Source organism: Gluconobacter sp. Dm-62 (genome assembly GCF_018256155.1).
GTDB lineage: Bacteria > Pseudomonadota > Alphaproteobacteria > Acetobacterales > Acetobacteraceae > Gluconobacter.
Map to the genome: position 1 here is coordinate 1 of NZ_JAERLY010000033.1, position 14,039 is coordinate 14,039.

Annotated in this window: 17 protein-coding genes and 1 pseudogene; 10 read left to right on the forward strand and 8 right to left on the reverse strand. The window is 59.3% G+C overall.

The window, feature by feature from the left end:
• Nucleotides 1–336: 336 nt before the first annotated feature.
• Nucleotides 337–1,224, reverse strand: a complete 888-nt coding sequence (locus JK202_RS15560) for an MBL fold metallo-hydrolase (protein WP_015074864.1) — start codon at nt 1,222–1,224, stop codon at nt 337–339.
• A gap of 52 nt (nt 1,225–1,276) precedes the next feature.
• A complete protein-coding gene (locus JK202_RS15565) occupies nt 1,277–1,609 on the reverse strand; it encodes a YciI family protein (protein WP_016737605.1) in 333 nt (110 codons plus the stop codon).
• 115 nt (nt 1,610–1,724) lie between these two features.
• Between JK202_RS15565 and JK202_RS15570 the strand changes: the two genes are divergently transcribed.
• The 3 genes from JK202_RS15570 (at nt 1,725) to JK202_RS15580 (ending at nt 3,695) form a co-directional block, all read left to right on the forward strand.
• Nucleotides 1,725–2,645: a LysR family transcriptional regulator gene (locus JK202_RS15570; RefSeq protein ID WP_015074865.1), complete on the forward strand. Its 921-nt coding sequence runs from the start codon at nt 1,725–1,727 to the stop codon at nt 2,643–2,645.
• Between the two features lie 67 nt (nt 2,646–2,712).
• A protein-coding gene (locus tag JK202_RS15575; protein ID WP_100225173.1) for an IS5 family transposase occupies nt 2,713–3,470 on the forward strand; the annotation gives its coding sequence in 2 pieces (ribosomal slippage) (nt 2,713–3,034 and nt 3,034–3,470; 759 coding nt in all).
• 57 nt (nt 3,471–3,527) lie between these two features.
• Complete coding sequence (locus JK202_RS15580; protein ID WP_015074881.1) at nt 3,528–3,695, forward strand: hypothetical protein; 168 nt, start codon at nt 3,528–3,530, stop codon at nt 3,693–3,695.
• Between the two features lie 348 nt (nt 3,696–4,043).
• Here the strand turns inward: JK202_RS15580 and JK202_RS15585 are convergent, their stop codons facing one another.
• From JK202_RS15585 to JK202_RS15610, 6 genes are all read right to left on the reverse strand, one after another.
• Entirely contained in the window at nt 4,044–7,013 is a 2,970-nt protein-coding gene (locus JK202_RS15585; RefSeq protein WP_225198658.1) for an error-prone DNA polymerase, read from the reverse strand.
• Nucleotides 7,014–7,016: 3 nt separating this feature from the next.
• Nucleotides 7,017–7,250, reverse strand: coding sequence for a hypothetical protein (locus tag JK202_RS15590; RefSeq protein ID WP_041240859.1), 234 nt, complete (start codon nt 7,248–7,250; stop codon nt 7,017–7,019).
• Complete coding sequence (locus JK202_RS15595) at nt 7,250–8,779, reverse strand: DNA polymerase Y family protein (protein ID WP_249200177.1); 1,530 nt, start codon at nt 8,777–8,779, stop codon at nt 7,250–7,252. Before JK202_RS15595 ends, JK202_RS15590 begins: the two co-directional genes overlap by 1 nt.
• Entirely contained in the window at nt 8,664–9,455 is a 792-nt protein-coding gene (locus JK202_RS15600) for an ImuA family protein (RefSeq protein WP_015074886.1), read from the reverse strand. Before JK202_RS15600 ends, JK202_RS15595 begins: the two co-directional genes overlap by 116 nt.
• A gap of 182 nt (nt 9,456–9,637) precedes the next feature.
• Complete coding sequence (locus tag JK202_RS15605) at nt 9,638–9,952, reverse strand: hypothetical protein (RefSeq protein ID WP_015074887.1); 315 nt, start codon at nt 9,950–9,952, stop codon at nt 9,638–9,640.
• Complete coding sequence (locus JK202_RS15610) at nt 9,949–10,638, reverse strand: ParA family protein (protein WP_029495913.1); 690 nt, start codon at nt 10,636–10,638, stop codon at nt 9,949–9,951. Before JK202_RS15610 ends, JK202_RS15605 begins: the two co-directional genes overlap by 4 nt.
• A gap of 186 nt (nt 10,639–10,824) precedes the next feature.
• On the opposite strand from JK202_RS15610, the gene JK202_RS15615 reads away from it, so the two are divergent.
• The 7 genes and pseudogenes from JK202_RS15615 to JK202_RS15635 form a co-directional block, all read left to right on the forward strand.
• Complete coding sequence (locus tag JK202_RS15615) at nt 10,825–11,130, forward strand: hypothetical protein (protein WP_224777939.1); 306 nt, start codon at nt 10,825–10,827, stop codon at nt 11,128–11,130.
• Nucleotides 11,131–11,529: 399 nt separating this feature from the next.
• Nucleotides 11,530–11,907, forward strand: coding sequence for a hypothetical protein (locus tag JK202_RS15620; RefSeq protein ID WP_041240861.1), 378 nt, complete (start codon nt 11,530–11,532; stop codon nt 11,905–11,907).
• On the forward strand, nt 11,904–12,104 hold the full coding sequence (locus tag JK202_RS16345; RefSeq protein ID WP_015074893.1) for a hypothetical protein: 201 nt from the start codon (nt 11,904–11,906) through the stop codon (nt 12,102–12,104). The genes JK202_RS15620 and JK202_RS16345 overlap by 4 nt, the downstream gene beginning before the upstream one ends.
• 54 nt (nt 12,105–12,158) lie before the next feature.
• Complete coding sequence (locus JK202_RS16350) at nt 12,159–12,431, forward strand: hypothetical protein (protein WP_249200174.1); 273 nt, start codon at nt 12,159–12,161, stop codon at nt 12,429–12,431.
• A 118-nt stretch (nt 12,432–12,549) separates the two neighbouring features.
• Nucleotides 12,550–12,876, forward strand: a complete 327-nt coding sequence (locus JK202_RS16355; RefSeq protein ID WP_249200175.1) for a hypothetical protein — start codon at nt 12,550–12,552, stop codon at nt 12,874–12,876.
• A gap of 198 nt (nt 12,877–13,074) precedes the next feature.
• Complete coding sequence (locus JK202_RS15630; RefSeq protein ID WP_211562381.1) at nt 13,075–13,335, forward strand: hypothetical protein; 261 nt, start codon at nt 13,075–13,077, stop codon at nt 13,333–13,335.
• A 114-nt stretch (nt 13,336–13,449) separates the two neighbouring features.
• Nucleotides 13,450–14,039 (forward strand): annotated as a pseudogene (locus JK202_RS15635) (lactate dehydrogenase); the annotation flags it as partial.

Here is a 14,039-nt window from a genome sequence, read left to right on the forward strand (position 1 = left end):
AGGGCAGTATGACGAGGATCCAAGGGCGTGCTTGTCATATGATCCGATCACAATTCCGTATCGCTGAAATTTTCATCGCAACGTCCATGGGTTGCCCGTCTGTGTCTTGGGATCATTCAAGAGGTACAATTAGTGAGATCCAGACAATCTCTGCAACAAGGCTTTGAAGCGCTGATGTCCGCTATTTGGCAAACAACCTTGTGGTCCAAACGACCGACATGAGGGCGACTGCCGCCTGTCTGTTCTGGTTCCCTTGAGCAGACAGGCGAATTAGGGAGGAAAGCGGAATGTCCGCAATGGAATTGAACGAGGTGAACAGCGGACATAATGGCAGCCCTAGAGGAAAGACCAACCCCTTCCCTGGTCGTATGTCATCACTTTTCCAGCGGATGTCATCGGAAAATGCGATGTGAATACTGCTGCGGTGTGTTCGGCAGCATAATTCAAAGCCCATTTGCGCGATATGATGGCTATCTGAGGATCTGCATCAAAAACGGCACTCCACTCCGGAATACACACCTGAATAGGGTGATGCATGACATCACCCGTGAAGAGCGCACGCTCCATACCTGATTTCAGCACAAGAGACGCGTGATGTGGCGTATGCCCAGGTGTGGGGTGAAAGGAAATTCCTTCAAGAACTTCGGATCCGTCTACGTCAATCTGATCCGCAAGACCCGCCGAGATAATCGGATCAACGCTATCAATGCGTGTCATGAAACTGGTTTTATTACGGACGCTATCATGAACTGGATTACTGAAAAAATCATATTCGGCTCTAGAAAAGACATATCGGGCATTCGGGAAGGTCGGAACCCAGATGCCATTTTGCAGGCGTGTGTTCCACCCCACATGATCAACATGCAGATGGGTGAGAAGAACAAAATCGATATCTTCTGGCCGGACGCCAGCGCGCATCAGATTTTCAAGCCACACGGTGTGCAAGTGATCGAAATACAGAGCAGCAGGTCGAGCCTTGCTATTCCCGGCCCCCGTATCCACAAGAATGTTCCGACCGCGATCCTTGATGAGCCAGCTATGAACGCTCAAAAGGATTTTCGTTTCTGAAGCATCCAGCGTTTCAGACAGATCAGGATAGACCTGAAGTGCCGTTGCATCATCCCAGTCAGGAAGCAAGTGTTCTGGAGTGAGTGCTGCCAGCGTCAGATCCTGTATTTTTAGTATGCGGGCATCCCCTACAGTATACCACTGAAGATCGTTCATAATCCCAAGGCTCTGTTTTCGTTCTTATTTCTCAAAAAACACAGCGCTGTCGTCATGAAGGGAAAAGAGACTTCAATTCTTGCGGGAGTGCGCCTGTTGCATGGTTTGACAGGCACCCGAATAGTGGGTCCCATTCTTCAATCCGCAGATCACAAATCAAACCTTCGGATGCAAAGGGATCACCGGCAATCATCGCGTCAATCTCCTGCCGATTGGCGCCTTTCATAATTAGAAAGCCGGAGCGCAATGGGGTACCTTTCAACGGACCGGAGGCCAGCAGGCTGCCTTCCTGAATAAGGCGCCTGAGATACAACACGTGGGCTGCGACATGCTGTCCCCATCCCTCGCCGTCAGGGTGGTCCATGCGCACAAGATAAACAGGCATTTCGAAAGTCTCCACCAGAACTAGACTTGCCAATCACTCGAAGCCTTCAGCATATTCCTCTTTTTCGCTGGATAAATTGTCGATACGAGACATCAGTCACAACTGAGGATGATGAATGCTTGACCGGTTAACCAGCATGAAGATTTTTATCAAGGTCGTGGAATTGGGGTCCTTTGCTGCGGCCTCCCAGCATCTGACTTTGTCGCCGCAGATGGTCGCCAAGCATATAGAGGCTCTGGAGCATCACCTTGGTGCTCGCCTGTTGCATCGAACGACACGTCGGCAAAGTCTGACTGAAACAGGACGCCTCTATTGCGAGCAATGTCGGCTTGTTCTGCAGGCTGCTGAACAAGCTGACAGTCTGGCAGCCAATATGCTTGGCACACCGCGCGGCACATTATCTGTCAGCGTCCCAGTCACCTTCGGGCGAACGGTATTTCTATCATTTATTCACAGTTTTCAAAAAAGATACCCAGAAATTCAAGTGCATTTATCCCTGACAGACCAACTGGTTCACCCCACAATGGATGGTCATGAGGCTGTGATCCGAATTGGTGAACTGGAAACGGACCTTACAGCGGTCAGTCGTCCTTTGACGGCCTATCGTCGGGTCATCTGCGCGGCTCAAACCTATCTGGAAAAACACGGTTTTCCAGGGCAGCCCGAAGATCTGATGCGCCACGAGTGTCTCGTATATGAAAACTCCGGCGGCCCTGTAACCACGTGGTACCTTTCTCAGGGGAGCGTTACGCGACCTGTCACCGTGTCCGGGAAGATAATCAGTAATGATTCAAGTGTTCTGCATTCTGCAGCTCTTGGTGGCGATGGCATTCTGCTGGGATACGAGCAGGCTCTGCTTCCAGATATGAAAAGCAAACGGCTTGTCCGGCTTATGCCCAGGTGGAAAGTTCCGGACAGGCCCATGCACCTGCTCTATAACGCAGGTCCGGTTATGACACCAAAGCTGCGGGTCTTTGTGACCGAGCTTCAAGAGGCTTTCCAGCCTGAAGCCTCTTTTCGACGGAAGGGTGCCTGACTCCTAGGCTCAGGACCCATTGATTTTTGTAGGGAATTTTGATTCAGGCTCTGCAAGGAGACTGAAGATGAGCGACCTGTTTTGGCTGACGGACGATCAGATGGAGCGCCTGCGACCATTCTTTCCCAAGAGCCACGGCAAACCTCGTGTTGATGACCGTCGAGTGTTGAGCGGGATCATTTTTGTGAACCGTAATGGCTTGCGCTGGCGTGATGCGCCCCGGGAATACGGTCCACATAAGACACTGTACAACCGCTGGAAGCGCTGGGGTGCCATGGGGATCTTTTCCCGGATGATGGACGGTCTGGCTGCCGGAAAGGCAGAGCCCCAGACGATTATGATTGATGCGACGTATCTCAAGGCGCACCGCACGGCTTCGAGCCTGCGGCTAAAAAAGGGGATCCAGGGCGACTGATCGGACGGACAAAAGGTGGCATGAACACGAAGCTGCATGCGATCACCGATCAGAACGGACGACCGCTGAGCTTCTTCATGACAGCAGGACAGGTCAGTGATTACACCGGAGCCTCTGCCTTGCTGGACAGCCTGCCCATGGCACAATGGATGCTGGCGGACCGGGGTTATGATGCTGACTGGTTCAGGGATGCCCTGGAGGGAAAAGGGATCAGGCCCTGCATTCCGGGACGGAGATCCCGCGGAAAACCAGTCAAATATGACAAGAGAAGATACAAACGTCGCAACAGCATCGAAATCATGTTCGGTCGCCTCAAGGACTGGCGGCGGGTCGCAACCCGCTATGACAGATGCCCGACCGTCTTCTTCTCAGCCATCTGCCTCGCTGCAACCGTCATGTTCTGGCTATGAGTCCTGAGCCTAGACTGCCTTCGACTCTCCAAGGCCAAGATGGCTGACAGGTGTGCGATGGATATCCACATCGGGTATGACGCATCGAACGAAAAACTCGGGCACGCCGTCTTTGAGATGTTTCACCGCCCCTATCTCAAGCAAGCCGCTTTTGACGCGCAATGGTCGTATCTCGTGCAGGTGACGCCCTATCTCGAGCCAGCCATCCTCGACGCATGGTTTTAAGCATATTTCCCAAGGTGACTCGCTCTGATGCTGTCGAAAATGTCCGATTTTTGTAGCATATATCGCAAAGCAGACATTCCGTTTGCCCCCCCCATTGCTGCCCACACCTCCACAGGTTCAACATCAACAACGAGTTCTCTATTTTGAAAACAAGATCGTTCGAAGCTCTTATCTTTCCTACCGAAAGTCCCGTGCCTTCAGGAGCTCCGATCCCTGAAGTAACGGCGTACGGTCTTCCAGACTAAGCACAACGACATGAATCACCTCGCCTTCCTTCTGAAGCCGGCCCTTACAGGCCAGAAGACGGGACGCGAGAAGAGGACGGCGGTATTCCTCCTGCACGTCCTTTCAGACGATCAGATTGGCCGTGCCGGTTTCGTCTTCGATCGTGACGAACATGGTGCCGTTGGCCGTCCCTGGCCTTTGCCGCATCAACACCAATCCGGTGAGCTGGATCCGACGCCCATCCCGCAGATACGGGAGATCCCCGCAACGAACGATCCCTTCCTTTCGCAGGCCCTCCCGTAGAAACGCGATTGGGTGCCCGTTCAGGCTGAGTCCCGTCGCCCGATAATCCTCATGCACTGAGGCCCGCTCTGACATTAGTGGCAAGGAAATCTCCGGCTCGATTACTTCCGGTAGCGGAAAGTTCCGGCCCCGATCAGCCGCTTCGAACAACGGTAGAGCGGTATCCGCCAACCCTTTGATTGACCAGAGCGCAGCACGGCGCATTTGTCCAAACACCCGGAAAGCGTCTGCTTCCGCGAGACATTCCAGGGCCGAGACCGGCACATCCGCACGGCGCCAGACATCGTCAATGCTCTCATAGTCCGGCATCCGGGCTGCGATCAGGGCGGCCCCATGGCCGTTCGCCAACCCGCGCACCATCCTGAACCCCAGCCGGACCGCCGCGTGCCGTCCGTTCCGGCCGCGCTCCAGTGTGCAATCCCATCGGGAGGCGTTGATGCAGATCTGCCGGACCTCGACCCCATGCCGTTGCGCGTCCTGAACAATCTGCGAGGGGGCATAAAATCCCATCGGCTGAGAGTTCAGCAGGGCGGCACAGAACACATCCGGGTAATGGCACTTCATCCAGGCCGAGGCATAGGCAATCAGGGCAAACGAGGCGGCATGGCTTTCCGGAAAACCGTAACTGCCAAAACCTTCGAGCTGCGCGAAGGTCTGCTCGGCAAAGTCCTGCTCATACCCATTGTCCAGCATCCCGTTCACCAGTTTGTCCCGGAACGGCGACACGCCCCCGGTCATTTTGAACGTCGCCATCGCGCGGCGGAGCTGGTCGGCTTCGCCTGGCGTAAAGCCTGCGCAGTGGATCGCCACTTGCATGGCCTGCTCCTGGAACAGCGGGACACCCAGTGTTTTCCCCAGAATGCCGCGCAGGGTCTCGGACGGGTAGGTGACAGGCTCCAGTTTCTCTCTTCTGCGGAGATAGGGATGGACCATGTCCCCCTGGATCGGTCCCGGCCGGACGATCGCCACCTGAATGACCAGATCATAAAAGGTCCGGGGCTTCATGCGCGGCAGCATGGACATCTGCGCCCGGCTTTCGATCTGGAACGTGCCGAGCGTGTCCGCCTTCTGGATCATGCGATAGGTCTGCGGATCCTCGGCTGGGATCGAAGCGAGATCCATACGCGTCTGATACACGGTGTGCAGCAGCTCAAACCCGCGACGCAGACAGCCGAGCATTCCCAAGCCCAGAACGTCCACCTTCATGAAGCGCAGGACGTCGATGTCATCCTTATCCCAGACGATGATCTGCCTCTCGTCCATGGCGGTCGGCATCAGGGGGACGAGTTCATCCAGGCGATCCTCGGTCAGCACAAATCCGCCCGGATGGGTGCCGAGCTGGCGGGGAAAGCCCAGAAGCAGACGTGCGAGATGGAACGTCAGACTGAGCCGGCGATCCTTCAGGTTCAGGCCAAGATCGGCCGCACGCGCCTTGCACAGATCGGGATCGGCTAACGATGAGGCGATATGTTTTGAAAGCTGGCCGGTCAGATCTTCGGGCAAGCCCAGAACCTTACCCACTTCCCGTAAGGCGCCTTTGGGCTGATAGCGCTGCACCGTGGCGCACAGGGCGGCGCGATGGCGGCCGTAATGGCGGTAGATCCACTGGATGACTTCCTCACGGCGGTCGCTCTCGAAATCCACGTCAATATCCGGCGGTTCCTGCCGTTCGGCCGAGATGAACCGCTCGAACAGCAGGCCCGAGCGGACCGGGTCAATACTCGTGATTCCCAGGACATAGCAGACGGCCGAGTTCGCGGCAGATCCCCGCCCCTGACAGACAATGCCAAGCGAGCGGGCATGACGGACAATGGTGTTCACGGTCAGAAAATACGGCGCGTAGGCCAGAGAGCCGATCAGCCTCAGCTCGTGGGCAATCTGCGTCTCGACCTCAGGCGGTGCCCCGGCCGGGTAGCGACGCGGTAGCGCGGCCTGGACCAGGCGTGTCAGGGTCTCCTGCGCGCTTTCGCCCGTGCGCTCGGTTTCGGTCGGATACTGGTACGTCAGGTCATCGAGACTGAAGGCGCAGGCCTCGGCAATCCGCCGCGTGTTGGCCAGAGCGTCCGGAAAGGCGGCGAACAGGCGCGCCTGTTCTTCAGGGGCTTTCAGATGGCGATCGGCGTGAACGTGACGGCGGTTGCCAAGATCATCGACCGTGCAGCCTTCCCGGATGGCCGTGACCACGTCCTGAAGAACGTGCCGGCGCGCATCGTGGTAGAGAACATCTCCTGTCACAACGCAGGCCAGACCTTGGGCTGCACTGAACGCCGCGAGCGCGTGAAGCCGCGCCAGGTCTCCCGGCTGCCGGAGCATCGTCAGCGCAAGAAACCGGATTTCTTCTTCGCCTGCCCTTTGTCCCGGCAGATCCAGCAGGCTCTGAACGTGCCCGCGAAGCGCTGTCAGATCCTCGGGCGGCAACAAAATTAGGAGGAGGTCCGGGGCCGCTGCGACGAGATCCTCCCATCCCAGAAGGAACACGTCCCGCTCGCCCCGATGATGACCAAGGGTCAGGAGCTGGCACAAGCCCGCCCAGCCCGCACGGTTGCGGGGATAGGCCCGGAGCGCACTGCCATCGCGCAGAGTTAGACGACATCCCGGCAGAAGACGCAGACCGGCCTCACGCGCCGCCAGATGGGCGCGGATCACCCCGGCCACGGTGTTCCAGTCGGTCAGACCGATGGTGTCATACCCCAGGGCCTTCGCCTGGAAAATCAGTTCATCCGGCTGGCTGCCTGAGCGCAGGAACGAAAACGACGATGTCACCTGCAATTCGACATAAGGCGCGCTCATGGTTCAGCGCCTGTGCGGATGGGGGTGCCGGCTGCTGTCAGGCGCGTTGCTGGTGGGCGCGCGCATCACGACAAATCCGGAGCGTTCCAGATAGGCGACCAGACGCTCGGCCACGAGACGGGCCATCAGTTCGGCGGCGTCATGCGTCCGCCTGCGTCCGTCATAGCACAACGCGTGCATCAGGACTTCGGCCACGTCCGAGGTGCTGGCCGGGATCAGATCATCACGGGGCTCCATCAGAATACCCCCTGAAGAAACCACGCGCCTGACCCGGACCAGTCGTGGGTTCCGTCGCCTTTGCGAAACAGCCACAGGCGCAGGCCGGTCGTGGTCTCGACCTGCCAGTAGTCGCGGATCGCGCCGTAGCTTTCGGCCGCCTGCCACCACTCACCCAGCAGACGTTCGGGACCGTCGGCCGCCGCGATGCGATGCGTCTGCCGCTTCAGGACGAACTGGCGTGGCGCACCGTCCGGAAGCAGGGCAGTCACCTGCACCCGGACGGGCAGATCGAACAGGATGTTCGGCCGCGCCCAGAGCATCTGGCTCGCGAGAGGCGGTTTTGCCATGTCGTCTGGGGAAACGCGAGACTGCCCGTCTTCCGGCCAGGCGGAAAACCGGGGCGCGAGCTGGTGGACAGAAACAACCCCCGGACGGTTCAACAGCCGGTCGATCAGAGTGGCCGGGAGCGCGCGCTCCGAGGATGCCCCGACGTCCGGCAGGACAGAGCGTTCAGGCCCGGCTTCGAGCGGTTCGTTCGCGCTGACGGTCAGGATGACGGTTTCAATTCCAAACTCGGGCGCGATCTGCGGGATCTGGCCATTGAGCAGGCGCGTCAGACGTGTCACGTCAGCCGTCGGGTCAGACGTCCCCACGCGGACGGCCTGAATGGATCCGTCCACGCGCACACAGAGAAAGTCGAGTTGCCGCGCCCCCTCCCCGCGCGCCGCCAGCTTTTCGCAGACAACCGGCACGAGTGCGGCAATCACCGTGGCAATGGCGCCCGATGTGCTGATGGGTTCGACCAAAGACCGGGTCAGGGAAATCCGGTCCGCAGGTTGAAACACGCTGAGCGGGTTGGCCTGCCGTCCTAGAGCCTCATCGAGACAGGTGAGAAGCTGTGCCCCAAAGCGCTTGGCCAGAGGCGCGCGTGGCAGATCTGCAAGGGCGCCAATGGTATTGAGGCCGAGCCGGGTGAGGCTCGACAGTGTCTTTTCGGGTAGCGGTAGCGCTGTACAGGCCAAAGGATGCAGAGCCTGTTTCTGCTGACCGGGAGGCACGAGACAGATCCGGTCGATCCGCGAGCGGGCCAGAGCGCGTGAGGCAGCGGCCGTATCGCTTAGCGCCACAGAGCAGGAATGCCCCCTTGCCCTCAGGCGTTCCCTGACGAGATCCAGCATGGCCGCCTCACCCCCGTAAAGATGGGCGCATCCGGTGGTATCGCTGTAGAGACCGTCCGGAGCGTCGAACGCGGGCAGCGGCGACAACCAGATCAGCCAGGAGCACAGATCGGTCAGCGCGGCAGTCTGTGCTTCCGCGTCTTCTTCTGCCGTCAGAAGATCCGACACCAGGGAGCGGGCCTGTGCCAGCGGCATTCCGGGTGTCAGTCCGGCCGCGAGCGCAGCCGGACTGACACCGGTGACGGTGTGACGGTTATGTGCCAGCGCGTGCACAACGAGCGGCCTGTCGGTCGGAAAGTCTCCCGGGCGGGAGAGCTGGAGGCGCTCGGTGCGCCAGAAGGGCATCCAGAGAGCGAGAAAGCGGCGCATGATCGGTGCAGTCGAGGATCCAGTGAGCATGGCGGCCTCCCCTCACCCGCAACAGCGTGACAGAAAGGCGTCGGGAACCGGGACGCGGCATGGTCAGTCCCGGAAGCGTTTGAGGCGATGAAGGATGGGAGAGGACCCGCCACCGCGTGGCGCACGCACAGGGGTCTTTCCCAGGAGCTTGTGCGAGAGGCGCAGAGCGCAGGAAAAAGCCTGTGTTTCCGCTCGCCTCCACAGCCAGATTGAGGCGGCGGATTTCCTTGAGCGTTGGGACGTGACGTCCTGCGATCACGGCCATTGCGCGCTCTGGTCCGCGCAACACGTCCTCGGCGACCGACAGCAGGTTGGCCGGGTCCGTTTCAATGCAGACCAGATGTTCCAGTGAAACACCCGACTGATGCAGCCCGCAGGCGTTCAGTTCGGCAGGTGTGTCGCTGATCCAGAAGACCGGCCCCCTGCCCTCTTTCAGAATGGGCCCGAGCATCGCGAGACTGGCCCCCGTCTCCAGAGGATCGGAGATCAGAAAGTCATGCAGGCTACCCGTTTTGAGGCCACCGCCGAGATGGTCATCGACGGCAGAATGCCCGGTAGGCAGGGTGTCAGCATGGGAATGAGGAAGGCTTCGACGCTCCAGGCGTCGGACCTGCTCGCGCAGTCGCGTCACGGCGTCCGTTGTCATCTTTGTTCTCCTCGACGAGAACATAAAGAGAACAAAAGGAGGCTTAAGGCAAGATCAATCTTTTTGCCGAGCGCCACCTGTGAAAGCCGAGAGTAACGGAATTATCCATAGTCTTGCTAGAACAGAGTGCATGAATGTGCATGCTACCAGTTGCATGCAGTGCTACCGGTAGCATGCCATTTTTAGACTTTTGCGCGGTCCATCAGTTCCCGAATGCCTTCCCAGTAGGCAAGACGGTTCGCATCACAAAACTCAATGAACCTTTCAGCTACGTCTTCTGGAACTCTGGTGTTTATCGTCACAGTCGGTCCAACCGACTTCTTCCTGCGAGGAACCAATCGCGCGCCCGCTTCGCGGCTTGTAAATCCAGCGCTACGCCCCGCCTGATCAATGCGCTCAAGATCATCGCGGCCTAATGCGCTTGGTTCACGCGGTGTTATCGCAGCCAATCTTGAAGTGACTTTTTTCGGTTTGAAGCCGAACGCGTCGTCGTTCATGCGGAGATTTCCTCGGTGTCTGATGTCTCGACGAATGATGAGATAAGTTCTTCCGCTACGGCTTCCGCGTTCCTCAGTGCTTCTGGCAAACCATTAACATCTGTCGGGTCCAACTCTTGAAGGGCCAGTCGCCTTACGAAGATCGCCTTGTAAGCCTGACGCTCGTTGAGCGCGTTTGCAAATAGCGGCAATTCTGCCTGTTTCAAGCCCGCGAGTATCTCGCGCTCAATGCGCGTTTTTATCACCGGGCTGGTACGAGTGAGAATGATGCGGAATGGAATCTCGTGACCGCGTAGAGCCTCTTCTTCTTCGTGGATTAGGTCGATGGCGCGGCTTGCCTGGCGTGCATCGACGCCGCTAGCTTGGAGCGGCACTACTACGAGATCGGCATGGCTAATCGCGCGGGAGACGAGACGGCTGGCTGTTCCTTCCAGATCAACAAAGACGAACTGCTTTTGACGGGCAGCCTCGACGATTTGACGGATAACGGTTCCTTCCTTCACCTCGGAAATCACTTCGAAATCAGCCTGTGAGTTACCCGTGCGCCAATCGGCAATCGGCTTATTAGGATCGGCGTCGATTACGGTGACGCTTGCTCCCATTGCTGTCAGGGTCTGTGCCATCACGAGAGTGAAGGTACTCTTACCGGCGCCCCCTTTTGGGTTGGCTGTAACAATTACTGGCATCAGAACTCCTAGCGGCAACGCATATAATATTGGTTGCATGTCGTGCTGTTGAATGCTTCTAGTAGCACTGCATGCAACCGGTTGCAACGCAACCAACTGCATGCACAGTAAATTTTCTGCTGCCAGAAAACAGCGGAATAATGCCAGATTATCGGGGATTTCGTGGATGAAGGAAGGCTAGTCAAAATGATTGCTACCGGTAGCAATCGGCAGCAACTGGTAGAAGAAAATGAAAATTACAAGAAGAAAAAAGACAAAAGAAAAGAGCTGGCTGGGAGCCGCCCAGTCAGCAACAGGTGGGTCAACGCGTGTCCTCGCCATGCTCGCCGGCTACGCCGTTTGCGCGTGACTGCGGGCCGCGTTGATTCTGCCGCTGCGCGGCACTGTTGCAGTCTGAACAGCCCCCAGGCGGACGCGACGATGTTCAAAAACCAGAAATGGATCGAGCATCATGCGCCGTCATTTAATATTGGTTGCATGTCGTGCTGTTGAATGCTTCCGGTAGCACTGCATGCAACCGGTTGCAACGCAACCAACTGCATGCACAGTAAATTTTCTGCTGCCAGAAAACAGCGGAATAATGCCAGATTATCGGGGATTTCGTGGATGAAGGAAGGCTAGTCAAAATGATTGCTACCGGTAGCAATCGGCAGCAACTGGTAGAAGAAAATGAAAATTACAAGAAGAAAAAAGACAAAAGAAAAGAGCTGGCTGGGAGCCGCCCAGTCAGCAACAGGTGGGTCAACGCGTGTCCTCGCCATGCTCGCCGGCTATGCCGCCTGCGCGTGACTGCGGGCCGGGTTGATCCTGCCGCTGCGCGGCACTGTTGCAGTCTGAACAGCCCCCAGCCGGACGCGACGATGTTCAAAAACCAGAAATGGATCGAGCATCATGCGCCGTCATTACCTTCCTTATGTCCCAACACCACGCGGTCGGCCGCCCATGCGCTGGACCGATACGCAGGAGCCCGTATCCTGCCGCAAGTGCAACGAGCACTGGGAAGGTGGCGATCCGGCGCTGACAATCGCCTGCACGGGCTGCAACGCGCCAGCTCATGAGCCCTGCCGTCGCAGTGCGGGCGGCAATGAGCGGGTGTGTGCGTGCCGGGATGAGGCGGCCACCCAGCTTGGACTCCTCTCACGCTGCGAAGGCCTGAGCTGGGACAACCGGCATGTAAAGCCACTCATGCTCCGGGCCGCTCCTGTCCCCACCGCCCTGATGTGCCGCTCTGTCCGGACAGGTGCTCCTGTCAGCAGGTTTGTGCCATGACGCCGGATCTGACCTCCTATGACAGCATCATCGTGGCCGTGTCGGGCGGGAAAGACGGCACCGCCTGCCTCCTTGACCTCCTTGAAGCCGGGGCTCCGAAGGGCCGCCTGGAACTGTGGCACCACGAGGTGGACGGGCAGGGGCCATCCTTCATGGACTGGCCCTCCACCTCGCCCTATGTGAGCGCGCTGGCGTAGGATTTCGGGCTGCCGCTCTGTCGCTCCTGGCGAGAGGGCGGCTTCGAGCGGGAGATGCTCCGCAACGCTGCCCCGACGGCGCCTGTCCTTTTCGAAAGCCCTGACGGGCTGATCCGTACAGGAGGGCAGGGGCCAAACGGCACACGTCTGCGGTTTTCTCAGGTCTCCGCCAGCCTGACGACCCGATGGTGCTCCAGCGTCACCAAGATTGACGTGGCCGATCGCTCCTTGCGCGGGCAGGAGCGCTTTCTGAACCGGCGCACGCTGTTCGTAACGGGCGAGCGGGCCGAAGAAAGCCCCCAACCGAGCCCGCTATGCGGCCTTTGAGCCGCACCGCACGGACACGCGACATGGCACCCGCCGTCGCCGGCATGTCGATCACTGGCGGCCGGTTTACCAGTGGAGCGAGGCGCAGGTCTGGGACAGTCTGAAGCGCTGGAACGTGATGCCGGCGCTGCCATACCGCATCGGCTTCTCCAGGCTGTCCTGTGCCACCTGTATTTTTGGCGATGCGCGGCAGTTTGCAACGATCCGCTGGCTCGATCCTGCCCGCTTTGAACGCCTCGTGCAGTACGAGCAGCAGTTCGGCTGCACGATCAAGCGCACCGTCTCTCTGGAGCAGCTCGCGGAGCAGGGGAGGCCGTATGCGGCTGCACTGGCGGCGCCCGATCTGGCCCGCGTGTGCCTGTCGTCGCGGCCGATCCCGACCGTCCTCACACCAGCCTGGGAGTTTCCGGCCGGAGCGTTCGGACAGGGCGCAGGTCCGACCTGAAAAAAAGAAGAAAAAACAGAAGGTTAAAAAAGGAAGAAGAGGGGAGGGGGGCAGCACAGGCCAGCCCGCCCTGCAAGAGGTGGGTCCGTCCGTGTCCTCGCTACGCTGCGGGCCGGGCGGTCCCGACGCTGCGCGTCGCTCTGGCAGGTCGCACTGTCCTGCGCTCGCCGGAGAGGGTCAGGAAAGGAAATAAAGACAATGTCAGACACCCTCGAACGCCCCGCACAGGCCCACGCCTTCGACCTCAAACAGGCCCACGAAGAGGGCTGGACGATCCTCGAAGGCTGCGGACCCGACAATGACGAGACGCGTCTGGTGGGTCTGCATTGCAGCGATCCGCAGGCCTGGTGGCGCGTGGCGCGGAAGGCAGGCGAGGGTTCGACCTACCACCACGAGGCGCTGTCCCGCCTGTCCGAGAACGAGCGCGAGCAGATCCGCCTGCGCTTCGGTCCCCTCTGACCCCGAACTGATCCGGGAGGCCTGACGCCTCTCTCCCCGAACTGATCCTGTTTTCCGGCCCCCCGGTCTGCCTCCGCGCAGCACCGGGCGCTGCCGCATGTCCGGAGTTTTCCGATGTCCACGTCCCAGATGAGCTTTTTCGATACATCCGCCCTTGGTGGCAGCAACGCAAACCTGTTCTGGGGCCACTTGCCCGGGGACCGCGCGCTGGAGGAAGCGGCCAAGGTTGCAGGGCAGGCCGTCAAGGCCCCGACTTCGATCCCCGCTGTCCTGCCGAAGGTGGACTTCGTCTTGAGCGGAACGCGTGGCCTCGCTCAGGGCTGGAAAGAGCGCGCTCGCGATAATCTGGCAGCGATCCGCCTTCTGGCCACGCTGGAAGCAGAAGACCGCAACGCCAGCCCCGACGAGCAGGCCGTCCTTGCCCGTTTCACAGGGTTCGGGGCCGGAGAGCTGGCCAACAGCCTGTTTCCGCGTGCGGGAGAGACCTTCCGGGCAGGGTGGGAAGAGATCGGCAGCCAGCTTGAGGCACTGACCAGCCAGCAGGAGCGGGCGGGTCTGGCACGGGCCACGCAGTACGCCCATTATACGCCCGAGCTGATCGTCCATGCCATGTGGGATCTGGCGGCCCAGATGGGGTTCCGGGGTGGCCGTGCGCTGGAGCCGGGCTGTGGCACAGGGCTTTTCATGGCGAGCGTGCCTCCGAA